Here is a 14,271-nt window from a genome sequence, read left to right on the forward strand (position 1 = left end):
CTACTCACCACCGGCGGCTGGACCACCCGAAAACAACCCGACGGCACCACCAAATGGATACCCCCACCACACCTACCCATCACCGCCGCCACCAACACCTACCACCACCCCGAACAACAACTACCCCCCGACGACGACACCTAGTGCACAGCACCACTGCCGGGTTGTTCAGACCGGGAGCTCGAGGGTCACGTCGCCGGGGTTCTGGTCCGGTCGCAGTCCGCGCCAACTCGCGTGGCGCAGGTGACCGTCGGGCGTCATCTCCCCGAAGCGCACCTCACCGACGAGTTCCGGTCGGACATAGGTGACGCCTCTGGCTTCCGATCGCGGCAATGCGGGATCGAACGGCGACTCCGCGGTGTGCAACGGCGCGAGGATGCCCTTGAGCTTGCCGAGCTCTTTTTCGGTAAAACCGGTCCCGACCCTTCCGATGAACCGCAGTCCACCGCCTTCGGGAATACCGAGCAGGAGCGCGCCGATACCGCTGGACCGTCCGCCGCTGCCCTCGCGCCATCCGCCGATCACGGCGGCCTGGGTGTTCCAGTTCTTGTCCTTGATCCAGGCAGTCGAACGCCGGCCTGATTGATAGGTGGAGTCCCACCGCTTGGCGACGATGCCCTCCCACTTGCGCCTGCGGGACTCGGCCAGTGCCTCCGAGCCGTCACCGTCGAGCAAGCCGGGGACGATAAGTGCGGTCCCCTCGGCGAGGGTTTCCAGCACCTTCCGCCGATCGCGGTACTTCGCCCGCACCAGCGTGCGGCCGTCCAGTTCCAGAATGTCGAACGCCCAGAATTGAATTCGGCTGGAGCGGGCCCGGTTCTGCATTTCCGTAAACCTTGGTACACCGCGCTCGTCGAGTGCGACGGCCTCGCCGTCGAGAACGACATGGTGATCGGCCAGCGAATCTGCGAGCGGCTGCAGTTGCGGATACTCGCCCGTGACATCGCGGCCATTACGCGACAGCAGCCGCAGCCGGCCGTGGTCGACCTCAACGAGCATCCGATAGCCGTCGTACTTGCCTTCGAAGGCGTGGGTCGCGGTCGTCAGCGTGTCCACCGAGCCGAGGGTGGCCAGCATCGCCGCGTCAATAGACACCGGCTTGAGCGACTTCTCGGCATCCCGCTTACCGCGGTCTGTGGTGAACGAGTCAGCGTGCGGAGGGTGATCCAGTCCGGCGAGCAGATCACCGTGTTCGGCCACCCGCGCCAGCACCTCCTCGTACCGGAGCTGACGAAGTCCGTCGCCCGCCAGCTCGTCCCAGGTGCGCGGTGCTGCCACGGTGGGCATCTCTCGGCCGCGCAATGAATAGGGCGCAATCGTGGTCTTGGCAGCGTTGTTCTGACTCCAGTCCACGAATATCTTTTCGGCCCGCAAGCTCTTGGTCATCGTGGCCGTGACCATGGCGGGCATGCTCTGCTCGAGCTGTTGGGCCACCCGATGGGCAAGCTTCACGGCTCCGTCGCAGCTGATCGGATCCGAAAGCGCAGCATAGAGATGCAGTCCCTTGCTACCACTGGTCAGCGGGTAGAGCGGCAACCCGATGTCATGCATCAACTCCCGTACCGCGAAGGCCACCTCGCACATCTGCGTCATGGTCACGCCTTCGCCGGGATCGAGGTCGAACACCAGCCGGTTGGCCGGGCCGGGCATACCGTCCGCGGCGAAACGCCATTGCGGCACATGAACTTCCAGCGCCGCCTGCTGGGCGATCCATGCGAGTCCCGTCGGGCTGTCGATGATCGGGTAGACGGTGTCACCCGAGCGGTGCGCCAGAACACCGCGATGCAGCCAGTCCGGAGCCGACTTCGCCAGCGCCTTCTCAAAGAACGACTGCTCGTCAACGCCGTTGGGCCAGCGCTTACGGGTGGCAGGCCGCCCCACGATATGCGGCAGCATCACCGCGGCGATCGTCGTGTAGTACCCGAATACGTCAGCTTTGGTGGTTCCGGTGGCCGGATACAGGACCTTGTCGGGATTGGTCAGCGTCACCATCGGACCCGTCGTCGCTCCTGGCGGCCACACCTGACTCACCAACCCACGGTATTACCCGCTGATAGCCTGAACCAATGAAAAGCCTGTCAGTGGCCGTTCTGCTCGTGCTCACGACGTTGCTGGGTGCGCCAAATGCGGCAGCGGATCCGGAGAACCTCGAACCGTACTGCACCTCCGGCCAGATTCCGATTTTCGGCGAGTGTAAAGCCGCACCGAACGAGGCCTACATCAACGACGCGCCGGGCGCTAACCCCGAGGTCGCCGTCGGCTTGGACCCCGAGTCGGTGCCGGCGATCTAGTGCGGTCGATCTGGACGGGTTCGGTCGCCTTCGGGCTGGTGAACGTTCCGGTCAAGGTCTACAGCGCCACTGAGGATCACGACCTGAAGTTCCATCAGGTGCACGCCAAGGACAACGGCCGTATCCAGTACCAGCGGGTGTGCAGCGAGTGTGGCGAGGTCGTGGAGTACAGCGACATCGCCAAGGCATACGAAGCCGACAACGGTCACACGGTGGTGATCACCGAGGACGACATATCTACCCTGCCCGAGGAACACAGTCACGAGATCGAAGTGCTGGAGTTCGTCCCGGCAAGTGAGATCGACCCACTGATGTACGACCGCAGCTACTTCCTCGAGCCCGATGGAAAATCGCCGAAATCCTATGTGCTGCTTGCGAAAGCCGTCCGCGAGACCGATCGCGTCGCAATCGTTCACTTCACACTTCGCAACAAGACCCGACTGGCGGCGCTACGGGTGAAAGACTTCGGCAAGCGCAATGTGATGGTGGTGCACACCCTGCTCTGGCCCGACGAGATCCGTGACCCCGACTTCCCCTCGCTGGACACCGATGTCGAGATCCGCGCGCCGGAGCTGAAGATGGCCCGGCAGGTGGTGGAGTCCATGGCGGCGGACTTCCACCCGGAGGAGTTCACCGACACCTACCAGGAGCAGCTCCGAGAGCTCGTCGAGGCGAAGCTGGCCGGCGGCGAGGCGTTCGCCAGCGAGCCAACGCCCACCCCGCTCGATGACACCGAGGACGTCTCCGACCTGTTGGCCAAGCTCGAGGCCAGCGTCCGCAAGCGCCGTAAAGAGGCGGCTTCCGCGGCCAAGAAGACCCCCTCGAAGAAGGCTCCAGCCTAAAACTAGAACGTGTTACAGCTGAACCTGTTACAACAGCAGGGTGATCCTTGACAGATTCCGCCTCGATGGCCAGGTTGCAGTTGTCACCGGTGCCGGCCGCGGCCTTGGCGCCGCCATCGCGCTGGCCTTCGCCGAAGTCGGCGCCGACGTCCTGATCTCATCGCGCACCGAGCCCGAACTGGCGTCGGTCGCCGAACAGATCCGGGCGGTGGGCAGGCGCGCGCACGTCGTGGTCGCCGATCTCGCCCAGCCGGAGTCGACAGCGGAGCTGGCCGCCAAGGCGGTGGACGCCTTCGGCAGGCTCGACATCGTCGTCAATAACGTCGGCGGCAGTATGCCGAACACCCTGCTGACCACCAGCGTCAAAGAGATGCGCGATGCCTTCACCTTCAACGTGCTGACGGCACATGCGCTGACCGTCGCCGCGGTCCCACTCATGCTGGAGCACTCCGGCGGAGGCAACATCATCAACATCACGTCCACCATGGGTCGGACCGCCGGCCGTGGCTTCGCCGCGTACAGCACCGCCAAGGCCGCTCTTGCGCACTACACCCGGCTCACCGCCCTGGATCTGTGCCCGCGGATCCGGGTGAACGCCATTGCTCCGGGTTCGATCATGACCTCTGCCCTGGAGGTCGTGGCCTCCAATGATGCGCTGCGCGAGCCAATGGAGAAGGCGACCCCGATGCGCCGCCTCGGCGACCCGCTCGATATCGCCGCCGCCGCCGTCTACCTCGCCTCCCCTGCCGCCAGCTTCCTCACCGGAAAGATGATTGAGGTCGACGGCGGCCTGATGGTTCCCAACCTCGATCTACCCATCCCCGACCTCTAAGGATTCCCATGCCCATTCGCGTCGCGCAGATCGGTACCGGCAACGTCGGCGGACACGCGCTCAAAACCCTGATCACCAACCCGGACTTCGAACTCACCGGCGTATGGGTGTCGTCTGAGGCCAAAGCAGGTAAGGACGCTGCCGAACTGGTCGGGCTTGACACCATGACCGGAGTCAAGGCAAGCACCGACCTCGATGAAGTCCTAGCCACCAAGCCGGACTGCGCGGTCTATACCGCGATGGCCGACAACCGGCTGATGGAGGCGCTGGAGGATTACCGTCGCATCCTCGCCGCCGGTGTCAACGTCGTCGGCAGCGGTCCGGTGTTCCTGCAGTACCCCTGGCAGGTTATCCCCGACGAGATGATCGCCCCGCTGGAAAATGCTGCGCGCGAAGGCAAGTCGAGCCTCTACGTCAACGGGATCGACCCCGGATTCGCCAACGATCTGTTCCCGCTGGCGTTGATGGGAACCTGCCAGAGCATCGAGCAGGTGCGCTGCATGGAGATCATCAACTACGACACCTACGACAGCGCGACCGTGATGTTCGACGTCATGGGCTTCGGCAAGCCGATGGACGAGATCCCGATGCTGCTGCAGCCGGGTGTGCTGAGCATCGGCTGGGGTTCGGTGGTGCGCCAGCTCGCCGCCGGGATGGGCGTGGAACTCGACGGGCTTGAGGAGATGTACGTCCGCGAGCCCGCCCCGGAAGCCTTCGACATCGCCTCCGGGCACATCCCCAAGGGCACCGCGGCCGCGCTGCGCTTCGAGGTCATCGGCCTCGTCAACGGAGCGCCGGCAGTGGTTCTCGAGCATGTCACCCGGTTGCGCGACGACATGTGCCCGGACTGGCCGCAGCCGGCGCAGGAGGGCGGCAACTACCGCATCGAGATCACCGGCGAGCCCTCGTATGTGCTCGAACTCTGCTTGAGCAGTCCCAACGGCGACCACAACCACGCCGGGGTGCTTGCCACCGCGACGCGGATCGTCAACGCGATCCCCGCCGTGGTGGCCGCCGAACCGGGCATCCGCACCACGCTGGACCTTCCACTGGTGACGGGTAAGGGCTTGTACTCTGCCGGCTAGGGAGGCCGCTATGCCGAGCGTGCAGCACCCGATCGCGGCCGCAACCGCGGTCGCCACGGTATTGGCGTTCGTCGGCACTGTGTTCGCCGCTCCCGCGCAGGCCGGTCCCGACTGCTCCGACATCGGGCCGAACACCCGGATGTGCACGCGGCCCCCCGGCCACACCGCGATCGTCACCTCACCCGATCCCGCATTCACCAATCCCTTTCCGGGCTGGGGTTTCGGCGGCCTCGGATACGGCTTCGGTGTCGGCCGCATCTGGATCGGCTTCTGACCCTGATCCGGGCCCGCGGTCCGACGCTGCTGGGGCCGGCGTTCGTCGCCGCCATCGCCTATGTCGACCCGGGCAATATCGCCGCCAACGTCAGCGCGGGTTCGGCATTCGGCTTCCTGCTGGTGTGGGTGATCGTCGGCGCTAATGCAATGGCGGGCCTGGTCCAGTATCTGAGCGCCAAGCTGGGGTTGGTGACCGGTTGCACGCTGCCCGAGGCAGTGCGGGACCGGACCGGCACGACAGCGCGGATCAGTTACTGGCTGCAGGCCGAACTGATCGCCATCGCCACCGACGTTGCCGAGATCATCGGTGGCGCGATCGCGCTGCAATTGTTGTTCGATCTTCCACTGGTGCTCGGCGGCGCTATCACCGGAGTCGTGTCACTGCTCCTGCTCTCCATCGGAGATCGCAACGGCCAGAGGGTCTTTGAGCGCATCATCGCCGGACTCCTGCTGATCATCACGATCGGTTTCCTGGCCGGCCTGGTGGTCAACCCGCCACCGCCCGGCGAGGTCGCCGCTGGCCTGATCCCGCGGTTCGACGGCGCCGAAAGCGTGTTGCTCGCCACCGCGATGCTCGGGGCGACGGTGATGCCGCACGCGGTGTATCTGCACTCCGGCCTGACCCGGGACCGGCACGGCCATCCCGAGCCGGGCAGCGGCCGGGCCCGGCTGCTACGGGCCACCCGCTGGGATGTGGCGCTGGCCATGCTCGTGGCGGGCGCGGTGAATCTGGCCCTGCTGCTGCTGGCGGCGACCAATCTGCGCGGGCGCGACGGCACCGACACCATCGAGGGCGCGCACGCCGCGGTGGGTGACACCCTCGGTTCGACGGTCGCGCTGTTCTTCGCCGTCGGGTTGTTGGCCTCCGGCTTGGCCTCGACATCGGTCGGCGCCCAGGCCGGGGCGATGATCATGCAGGGACTGCTGCACAAGTCCTATCCGCTGCTGGCACGCCGATTGCTCACCGTGCTGCCCGCCCTGCTGGTGCTGGCCAGCGGTATCGATCCGACCCGCGCCCTGGTGCTGTCCCAGGTCGGACTGTCCTTCGGAATCCCGTTCGCCCTGATCCCGCTCATCCGTCTGACCAGCGATAGCACCGTGATGGGCGCTGATGTCAACGGCCGCCTGACCACGGTGCTCGGATGGCTGGTCACGGCGCTAGTCACGGTTCTCAACGTCGCGCTGATATTTCTCACCCTCGGGACCCATCCGGGATGACGGCGGCTCCGAATACCTGGCATGACCGCGCTTTACCCCACCCGCGTCACGCACCTGCACCGCTCTCCGATCCGGCACTACGGCGAGCACCGCAGCTACAGCTGGTACGTCGATATCGACGATCTTCCCCGGCTGCCGTGGTGGCTGCGTCCGTTCGCCCGGTTCGAGGCCGTCGACCACCTCGACGGGGCCCCGAACGACACGCTGCGGCAGCGGGTCGACCGCTTCCTCTCCCGTAGCGGTGTGCGCATCCCCGACGGCCGGGTCACCGCGCTGCTGATGCCCCGGGTGCTGGGCAGCACATTCGCCCCACTGAGCCTGTTCTGGTGTCATGACGCCGCCGGCGCACTGCAGGCCGTGATCGCCGAGGTCCAAGGCATCGACGGACAGCGACAGTCCTACCTGCTGCCGCCCGGCGACGACGGTCCCGTGGCGTTGGCCGGCCCCTCAAGCGAGGGCCACTACCTGCTGCGAGCCCCGCAACCCGGAGACGCTCTGAACCTGACGCTGTCCCTGCACGGAGATGGCGAGGCCGGTGATCAGGCCGCCATGGTGGCCACCTGGCGTGGTGCCAAGCGCTCCGCCACCGCCGGCCGGGTGCTGTGGCAGCAGCTGAGTACCCCCCTGGCCCCGCAGCGTGCCGCCCTGGCCATGCGGATGCAATCCCTGCTGCTACGGCGCCGCCCGGCGCTTCAGCCCGAGTGGCGGCCGGCGCCGGCCTGGACGGCGAACGGTCGTTCGTTCGCACCGTCGTGACCGAACTGCTTGACCGGCCGATTACGCTTCGGATCGATGGCGATGACGAAGGAGACCGGTCAGTGACCGCCGATCTCGATACCCTGCTGCGGCGAGTGGCCCGTCGGGACCGGGATGCGTTCGCCGCCTTCTACGACGCCACCTGCTCGCGGGTGTACGGGACGGTGCTGCGGGTCCTGCGCGATCCCGGATACAGCGAAGAGACGACCCAGGAAATCTATCTGCAGGTGTGGCGGACGGCCGAGAGTTACGACCCGGCTTCGGGAACCCCGCTGGCCTGGCTGCTCACCGTGGCGCATCGTCGGGCGGTGGACCGGGTGCGGTCGGAGCAGTCCGCCGGGAAGCGCGATTTCCGTTATGGAACAACGAGTATCGAGCGACCCGCCGACGATGTCAGTGACGCGGTGATCGCCGGCGATGAGCGGCGCCGTGTCGCCGCCTGCCTGGAGGGCCTGACCGACACCCAACGTGAGTGCGTCGAGCTCGCCTATTACGGAGGCATGACGTACGTCCAGGTTTCCGAGCGGCTGGCCGCGAATCTCGCCACAGTGAAGTCACGGATGCGCGATGCCCTGCGCAGCCTGCGGAATTGTTTGGGTGTGCGATGACCGGTACATACGACGGCGATCTGCTGGAGCTGGCCGTCCCCTACGCGCTGCACGCGCTTCCGGACGACGAGCGCGACGCTCTCGAGAGCAGGCTGGCCAGCGCCGACCTGGTGCTGGCCGATGCCTTCTACGACGAGGTCCGCGCGGTCCGCGAGACCATGGCGGTGGTGGCGGCGGCCGACGCGCAGCAGCCGCGGCCCGGTCTGCGCCGGCAGCTTCTGTCGGAGATCGACGATGACAATGTCGTTCCGCTGCGCACCGCAGATTCTGCACAGGGTTCTGCGCGGCGAAGGATGACGGCGCTGGCCGCGGCGGCCGCGGTTGCGGTCGGACTGACAGCCGTGGGCGTCGGGCTGACACTGCGGCCCCCCGCACCGCAGTCGACCGCCCAGCAGGTGTTCGCCGCCTCCGACGTCCACACCGTCTCGGGCGCGATACCCGCCGGCGGCACCGCAACAGTGGTGTTCTCCCGTGACCGCAACGCCGGCGTGCTCGTGATGAACGACGTGCCACCCCCGTCACCGGGCACCGTCTACCAGATGTGGTTGGTCAGTGACAGCGGTGCCACGTCCGCGGGAACGATGGACGACAAAGCGGTGGCCCCGTCGACGACGGCAGTCCTGACCGACCTCGGTAGCTCGAAGAAACTGCGGTTCACCGTGGAGCCCGGTTCAGGTTCGACCCAGCCCACCGGCCAGGTCATCGCCGAGTTGCCACTGATCTGATCCATTGATGACACGAGACTTCCGCTTCGGTATCGGGCTGCGTTCAATCAGATCGGCCGATCGGCTGCGCGAGAAGGTGCGCAAGTTCGAGGGTCTCGGATTCGATGTACTCCACTTTCCTGATCACGTCGGTGCTCCTGCCCCGTTCCCCGCGATGGTGGCCGCCGCGAACGCCGCGAGCTCAATCCGAGTCGGAACATTCGTCCTCAATGCGGCGTTCTACTCGCCTGCCCTGCTGGCTCGCGACGCCGTCGATACCGATGTACTCTCCGACGGCCGACTCGAACTCGGACTCGGAACCGGCTACGTGCGTGAGGAATTCGAAGCCGCCGAGATTCCCTACCCCAGCGCCGGCCAGCGAGTTGACCATCTACGCCACACGACGACATACCTCAAGAACGTCGCACCCTCGATACCGGTGCTGATCGCCGGCAACGGCGATCGCGTCCTGCGGATCGCGGCCCGCCATGCCGACATCATCGGATTCACCGGCGGCGGCATACCCACCTCCACCGACCCGGACCCGATGGCCGAACGTGTCGCATTCGTCCGCGCGGAAGCCGGGGATCGTGTCGAGGAACTGGAATTCAATCTGGCGATCACCGGTGTCCCCACCGATGGCTCCGGTATCCCCGATCTGACGTTGACGCGGGCCTACTTTCCCGAGGCCAGCGATGAGCAACTGCTGGCCATGCCGACCGTGCTCAGCGGAACGCCCCGCGATATCGCCGCCACATTGTGCTCACTTCGGGACCGATATGGAACGACGTATTTCACCGTTCAGGACTATCATGGTGAGTACTTCGCTCAGGTCATCAACGCATTGCGTTGACGACAGAACACGAAAGAGGCGGTGACGAATATGCGCCGAAGGTCAGGATTCGCAGCACGATTGGCATCGTGGATTCGCCAGGGATACCCCAAATCGGCGACAGGATCGGGTCACTGCTACCTCATCGGACTCTGCGGTACCGACACCGCGGCCCACTGACCGACAGGCGGTAAGCTGCCAAGCTGTCCCGCCCTCGTAGCTCAGGGGATAGAGCACGGCTCTCCTAAAGCCGGTGTCGCAGGTTCGAATCCTGCCGGGGGCACAGCGGAGAACCGACTCAATCGGTGCTTGCATTGATAACACGGAAGGCCCGATCGCGGCGATCGTGGATGGCGCGTCCGAGTTCCTCCAGCAAGAGAGGCTTGCTGTTCACCAGATCTTCGATCTGCTCGCGACCAACCCGCACAACCGTGACCTGATCAACCGCACGGGCCCAACCAACCACAGGCTGACGCGTCAAAACCGTCTGATCGAGGAAGGCACCCGATTCGAGGACGCCGACTGGCACCTCCACACCTTCGCCGTTGGAGGCGGTCAATCGAATTACGCCCCGTACGATGAAGGTCATATAGTTCGGCACATCACCGGAACGCGAGATTGTCTCACCGGCGCCATAGCGTACAAGAGTTGCGTGCGCACTGACCTCCGCCTCCTCGTCGTCACTGAGTCTCAGCACCGGGGTGACCACTGAGTGGACCGCCTCCGCAACACGTCCAGGAGTTTCGAAGTTGTCCGCAGTCTCATTGAGACGCAGACCTTCCCGTCGCGACGCATACCAGATCCACCGCAGAAACTGCGCCTTGGTTGCGGGATCGTCGTTGGGTGACAGGAGTGGAATATCGGTGCGGTAGGACTTCTCTCCCACTGGAACAACGGTCGGCAGGACATCCGGATTACGCCGCGGTAGATCCGACGCTGTCCGCGCAAGCATGGCGCAAACCAGGTCCGGTGGATCATCATGGGCGAAAACGCTCTCCACCGACAGCGCGTGAAAGCCGGGTGGGCGGCTCAGATTCGTGAACGAAGCCAGGGCCAACACAGAATTAGGAATGATCTGCAATCCGGTCTGGGTCTGAAGATGAACCGCCCGCCAGTTGACTTCCATGACACGACCCTGCGCCATCGGCGCATTGATCCAGTCCCCCAGCTTGAATGGCTGCTCGAACAGCATCAGCAGTCCGGAGATGATCTGGCCGACCGAGTTCTGCAGTGTCAGACCGACAATGATTGAGGTCACCCCGAGCGCGGTGAAGACTCCTTTGATGTTGGCACCCCAAATATTCGAGGCGATGAGCGCAAAGCCGATACCGATCAGCAGAAACCGCACCAGGTCGACGAATATAGATGGGATGCGATCGCGCCACGTTCCCTCGGGTGCACTTTGGAACAGCGCAGCTTTGATTCCGGACAGTAGAAGTAGCAGTACCCCGAACGCGACCAACGAGGAGAGCGTTCTCAGCAAGGTGGTGTCGGACCGAAGTTGCGTGACCTGGACGAGCATCAGCAGTAGTGCACTCAACGGAAGCAGGTAGTTGCGAAGCAGCGTCACCGGCTTTACCAGCGAACTCTGTCGGCGCCGAAGAGTGCGCTGCCATTCGGTGAGCGCGATCAGAATTATGGGCATCCCGATCGCGACGACGAGCGCCCAGTAGAAGAACGGCGAGTGTAGGAGATTCGTCATCGCCGGATACCCGTGAAGCGCCAGATCGGTCGGTCCTCGCCATCAACCGTGATGGACCCGGCCGCCGTGAATTCCATCGCATCCTGGGAGTAGTTCCGGACCGGTGTGGTGACGTAGATACCCGGCTGCGGCGAACCCGATTTGATCTGCTGCGCGAGACTTACTGCGCCACCCCACATGTCGTAGACCATCGCTGATGGGCCCACCAAGCCGCTGATGACACTTCCGGTGTCGATGCCGGCCCGCAAACTCAGATCGGCTTTGACCTCGCCGGCGAATTGGTGAACTATCCGCTCGCACTCGACGGCGAAGTCGATCACCCGGCGAACACTGTCCAAACGCGGGACAGCCAGCCCGCAGCTTGCAAGATAGCCATTACGGAGCGGCATATTGAAACGTTCGATGCCCAGCCCACTGGCTGCGTGGTCGATACGACCGATCAAATCGTTGATCAAAGCCAGCGATTCGTTGGGCGGAAGATCGGACTGCAGCCGATCCAAGCCTATGACGTCGGCGAAAATGACCGTGACGTTTTGGTGCTCAGTGGCGGTGATCTCCTCACCCTGGCGGTACCGATCTGCGACAGCTTCGGGCATCAGGGAGAGGAGTAGATGCTCGTTCGACTTACGCTGCTCAGTGAGCAGTGCCTCCTTGACGGTGAGCGTGCGGCCCATCTCGTTGAAGGCCTGTGTGAGATCACCCAGTTCATCGCGTCCGACTACAGGAATGCTGACATCGACCTCACCGGCTGCGATCCGCCGCGCACCGTCTTCGAGGCGCCTGATTGGGCGCACGAACAGCTGCGCCAGAAAAAGGGCGAGTAATACGACGACGAAGATGATGCCGGTAGTGGTCGCCACCAGCAACCGACTGAAGTGGGTCGAGCGGGCAAAGGCCTCACTGGTGTTGATCTTGGCAGTCAAAGTCCAATGCAGGTCCTTCTCCGTGAACTCGGTGTAGGCGAGTAGAACCTCATGGCCGAGATAGTCGTGCGTGGTCGTTGTGCCGGACTGACCGCTTTGCCCCAGCCGGGCGATCTGCGCCACTGCAGGCTGGATGAGTGTGATGCCGCCGCGGCGGATGGCCGCATCCGCTACATCGGATGGGGTACCTGCCGCGACCACTTCCTTCTTGTACTGCTCGGGATTCTCCACAAACAGCCGGCCGTCCGAACGGAACAGACCATCTGGTCCCACCAGGAGTGTCTCGCCGGTCTGGCCCATACCGGATTGCACCCATGCCCGGTTCATGGTCATCAGCTTGTTGATTTTGACTGAGGGGTATTGCAGCGCCAGAACGCCCGCAGTTTTGTCACCCACCGCGACGGGAGCGACCATCCATGCCGTCGGTTGCAACTCGGATGGTTGGTAGAACTCGAAGTCGGTCAATCCGACGTAATCAACCGCGTTCGATGACAAGGCTTTGGCGTAGGCACCACGCAGATTGGAACCGTTGTAGGGTCCCTCGAGGATGTTGGTCCCGAGGTCCACGTTCTTGTAGGCGGAATAAACCACATTCCCTCTGCCGTCGAGCAGCAGTGCGTCCTCGAACTGAAACCGGGTGACGATCGCGCGGAAGAACTCCTGAAACTTCGCGTTGGCCTCCGACCAGGAACTTCGGTCACCAGCATCGGCGAGCTTGACTGCATCGCTATCGTTGCGCCGCACCACCGTGTAGTTGGCTTGCAGGTAGCGCTGTGGGTTAGAGGTGGGCAGCAGAGCGGCCGCATTGAGCCTCACCCCGCTGCGCTTTTCAGTCTCGGGCACAAAACGGTTGACGTAGTAATCGGTGATCGCCTGCGACTGCGCTGGGCTGATCGGCGCATCGGCGAGCTTGTCGAACCCCTCGGTGAAGGCCGCAAGGGCAGCTGGCAGCGTGGTCCCCTTGGTATAGACGGTAAGTGAGTTCTCCAGATCTGCCATCTGCTCGGTAAGCGCGCGCTTCTGCGCCTCGCGAATCTCAGTCAGCCTGTTGAACACGGAAGCTTTCAACTCGGCCTGACCGGCATGGCGGGCCATGCCGGCGACCGTGATCCCCGCGGTGATGGTGCACAAGACCAACATCGCTATCAGTTTGGAGAGGATGCTGACGCGAGCCAAAGGTGGAATCCACCGACCACGTCTGCGTCGGCCGAATATCCGAGTTCGTGGCGGGCTGTCGTTGGACGCCATCGGTTCGGACCCCGGATCGGACCCCGGTTCGGACCCCTGATCGGACCCCTGATCGGACACTGTGGTGATTCCTTCCACGTCTGTCGGGTCGTCAGCGACCCTGCCCTACCAGCCTCCGACTACCAGCCGCGGTGAGCCGCGCTGCCGAAACTGGAGATGACGGAGCCGACGAGCAAGCCCTCGGTCCTTGGCATCCTGCCGCTCTCCCACCTTGGGCGACTGCGATAGTGTAACGCTCGCTACCCCTTTTTGCACCGTGCATTTTCCGCCGCCGAGGAGGTCACCAGTGGGTCAAACCCTGAAAGCCACCGATGCCCAAGTGCTGGACAGAACCTTCGATTTGATCTGGCGGCGCGGTTGCGATGCGGTCTCCATCCGGGATCTCGAGGTCGCGCTCAACCTCCGCGCCCCATCGATTTACCGGCGGTTCCACTCGCGAGATCAGCTCCTGGCGGCAGCCATCGATCGCTACGTCGAACGGGTCGTTCGTCACCGCATCCGCCTCTATCTCGTCGACGCGGCCGACCCGCTGGACGGCGTTCGCCAGTTCTACCTCAGCAATACCGAGCAGCAGTTTCAGTCCCTGGCGCGACGGGGGTGTCTGCTAGCCAGCACAAGTCAGCAGACGGCGTTCGAAGCACCTGTCGTACGAGAGGCGGTCACCCGCGGTTTCGACGAGATGGAATCGGCACTCGTCCGCGCGCTCGATCAGGCCGCAGCTCAGGGCCACCGATTCCCATTCCCCACCGACGAGCTGGCGGGTGCTCTGATCCAGAGTTACACCGGCCTGTTGGTGCTGATGCGCTCCGGCAGGGGCGGACTTGATGCAACCATGACCGTCACACTCGATGCACTGCTGGGACAGCCGGACTAGCGTGCCTGACGCTTGGTAAGCGGACGGCTCGTGGCCGCAGCCGCGCCCTTGTTCGCACGCGCAGCATCGGCCCGCGGCGC

14 protein-coding genes and 1 tRNA gene are annotated in these 14,271 nt (G+C 64.3%); 12 read left to right on the top strand and 3 right to left on the bottom strand.

Annotated elements, in window-relative coordinates; translation table 11 throughout:
* Positions 1–168: 168 nt before the first annotated feature.
* Positions 169–1,992 (bottom strand): non-homologous end-joining DNA ligase, encoded by a 1,824-nt coding sequence (ligD, locus tag ACR2JI_RS01540; RefSeq protein ID WP_526387320.1) that lies wholly within the window; start codon positions 1,990–1,992, stop codon positions 169–171.
* 74 nt (positions 1,993–2,066) lie between these two features.
* On the opposite strand from ligD, the gene ACR2JI_RS01545 reads away from it, so the two are divergent.
* The 11 genes from ACR2JI_RS01545 to ACR2JI_RS01595 all read left to right on the top strand — a co-directional run bounded on the left by ACR2JI_RS01545 (position 2,067) and on the right by ACR2JI_RS01595 (position 9,727).
* Positions 2,067–2,291 carry a hypothetical protein gene (locus tag ACR2JI_RS01545; protein ID WP_526387296.1) on the top strand — a complete coding sequence of 75 codons (225 nt, stop codon included), beginning with the start codon at positions 2,067–2,069 and terminating at the stop codon, positions 2,289–2,291.
* The gene (ku, locus tag ACR2JI_RS01550) at positions 2,291–3,133 is read left to right on the top strand and encodes a non-homologous end joining protein Ku (RefSeq protein WP_526387298.1); all 843 of its coding nucleotides are present in this window, start codon (positions 2,291–2,293) and stop codon (positions 3,131–3,133) included. The genes ACR2JI_RS01545 and ku overlap by 1 nt, the downstream gene beginning before the upstream one ends.
* Positions 3,134–3,173: 40 nt before the next feature.
* On the top strand, positions 3,174–3,965 hold the full coding sequence (locus ACR2JI_RS01555) for an SDR family oxidoreductase (RefSeq protein WP_526387300.1): 792 nt from the start codon (positions 3,174–3,176) through the stop codon (positions 3,963–3,965).
* A gap of 8 nt (positions 3,966–3,973) precedes the next feature.
* Positions 3,974–5,050, top strand: a complete 1,077-nt coding sequence (locus ACR2JI_RS01560) for an NAD(P)H-dependent amine dehydrogenase family protein (protein ID WP_526387302.1) — start codon at positions 3,974–3,976, stop codon at positions 5,048–5,050.
* A gap of 10 nt (positions 5,051–5,060) precedes the next feature.
* The gene (locus ACR2JI_RS01565; protein ID WP_526387304.1) at positions 5,061–5,324 is read left to right on the top strand and encodes a hypothetical protein; all 264 of its coding nucleotides are present in this window, start codon (positions 5,061–5,063) and stop codon (positions 5,322–5,324) included.
* Entirely contained in the window at positions 5,309–6,544 is a 1,236-nt protein-coding gene (locus tag ACR2JI_RS01570) for an Nramp family divalent metal transporter (protein WP_526387322.1), read from the top strand. Before ACR2JI_RS01565 ends, ACR2JI_RS01570 begins: the two co-directional genes overlap by 16 nt.
* 21 nt (positions 6,545–6,565) lie before the next feature.
* Positions 6,566–7,300: a DUF1365 family protein gene (locus ACR2JI_RS01575; RefSeq protein WP_526387306.1), complete on the top strand. Its 735-nt coding sequence runs from the start codon at positions 6,566–6,568 to the stop codon at positions 7,298–7,300.
* Positions 7,301–7,362: 62 nt separating this feature from the next.
* Entirely contained in the window at positions 7,363–7,908 is a 546-nt protein-coding gene (locus tag ACR2JI_RS01580) for an RNA polymerase sigma factor (protein WP_526387308.1), read from the top strand.
* Positions 7,905–8,633 carry an anti-sigma factor gene (locus ACR2JI_RS01585; protein ID WP_526387310.1) on the top strand — a complete coding sequence of 243 codons (729 nt, stop codon included), beginning with the start codon at positions 7,905–7,907 and terminating at the stop codon, positions 8,631–8,633. Before ACR2JI_RS01580 ends, ACR2JI_RS01585 begins: the two co-directional genes overlap by 4 nt.
* Before the next feature lie 7 nt (positions 8,634–8,640).
* On the top strand, positions 8,641–9,465 hold the full coding sequence (locus ACR2JI_RS01590; RefSeq protein WP_526387312.1) for a TIGR03621 family F420-dependent LLM class oxidoreductase: 825 nt from the start codon (positions 8,641–8,643) through the stop codon (positions 9,463–9,465).
* 189 nt (positions 9,466–9,654) lie between these two features.
* Positions 9,655–9,727 (top strand) — tRNA-Arg (locus ACR2JI_RS01595).
* A gap of 15 nt (positions 9,728–9,742) precedes the next feature.
* Here ACR2JI_RS01595 and ACR2JI_RS01600 read toward each other — a convergent pair.
* Complete coding sequence (locus tag ACR2JI_RS01600) at positions 9,743–11,146, bottom strand: mechanosensitive ion channel domain-containing protein (RefSeq protein WP_526387314.1); 1,404 nt, start codon at positions 11,144–11,146, stop codon at positions 9,743–9,745.
* A complete protein-coding gene (locus ACR2JI_RS01605) occupies positions 11,143–13,317 on the bottom strand; it encodes an adenylate/guanylate cyclase domain-containing protein (RefSeq protein WP_526387316.1) in 2,175 nt (724 codons plus the stop codon). Before ACR2JI_RS01605 ends, ACR2JI_RS01600 begins: the two co-directional genes overlap by 4 nt.
* Positions 13,318–13,603: 286 nt before the next feature.
* Here ACR2JI_RS01605 and ACR2JI_RS01610 point away from each other — a divergent pair, with 286 nt between their 5' ends.
* Complete coding sequence (locus tag ACR2JI_RS01610; protein ID WP_526387318.1) at positions 13,604–14,191, top strand: TetR/AcrR family transcriptional regulator; 588 nt, start codon at positions 13,604–13,606, stop codon at positions 14,189–14,191.
* Positions 14,192–14,271 lie beyond the last annotated feature (80 nt).

This window comes from Mycobacterium sp., from assembly GCF_051006775.1.
Taxonomy (GTDB): domain Bacteria; phylum Actinomycetota; class Actinomycetes; order Mycobacteriales; family Mycobacteriaceae; genus Mycobacterium.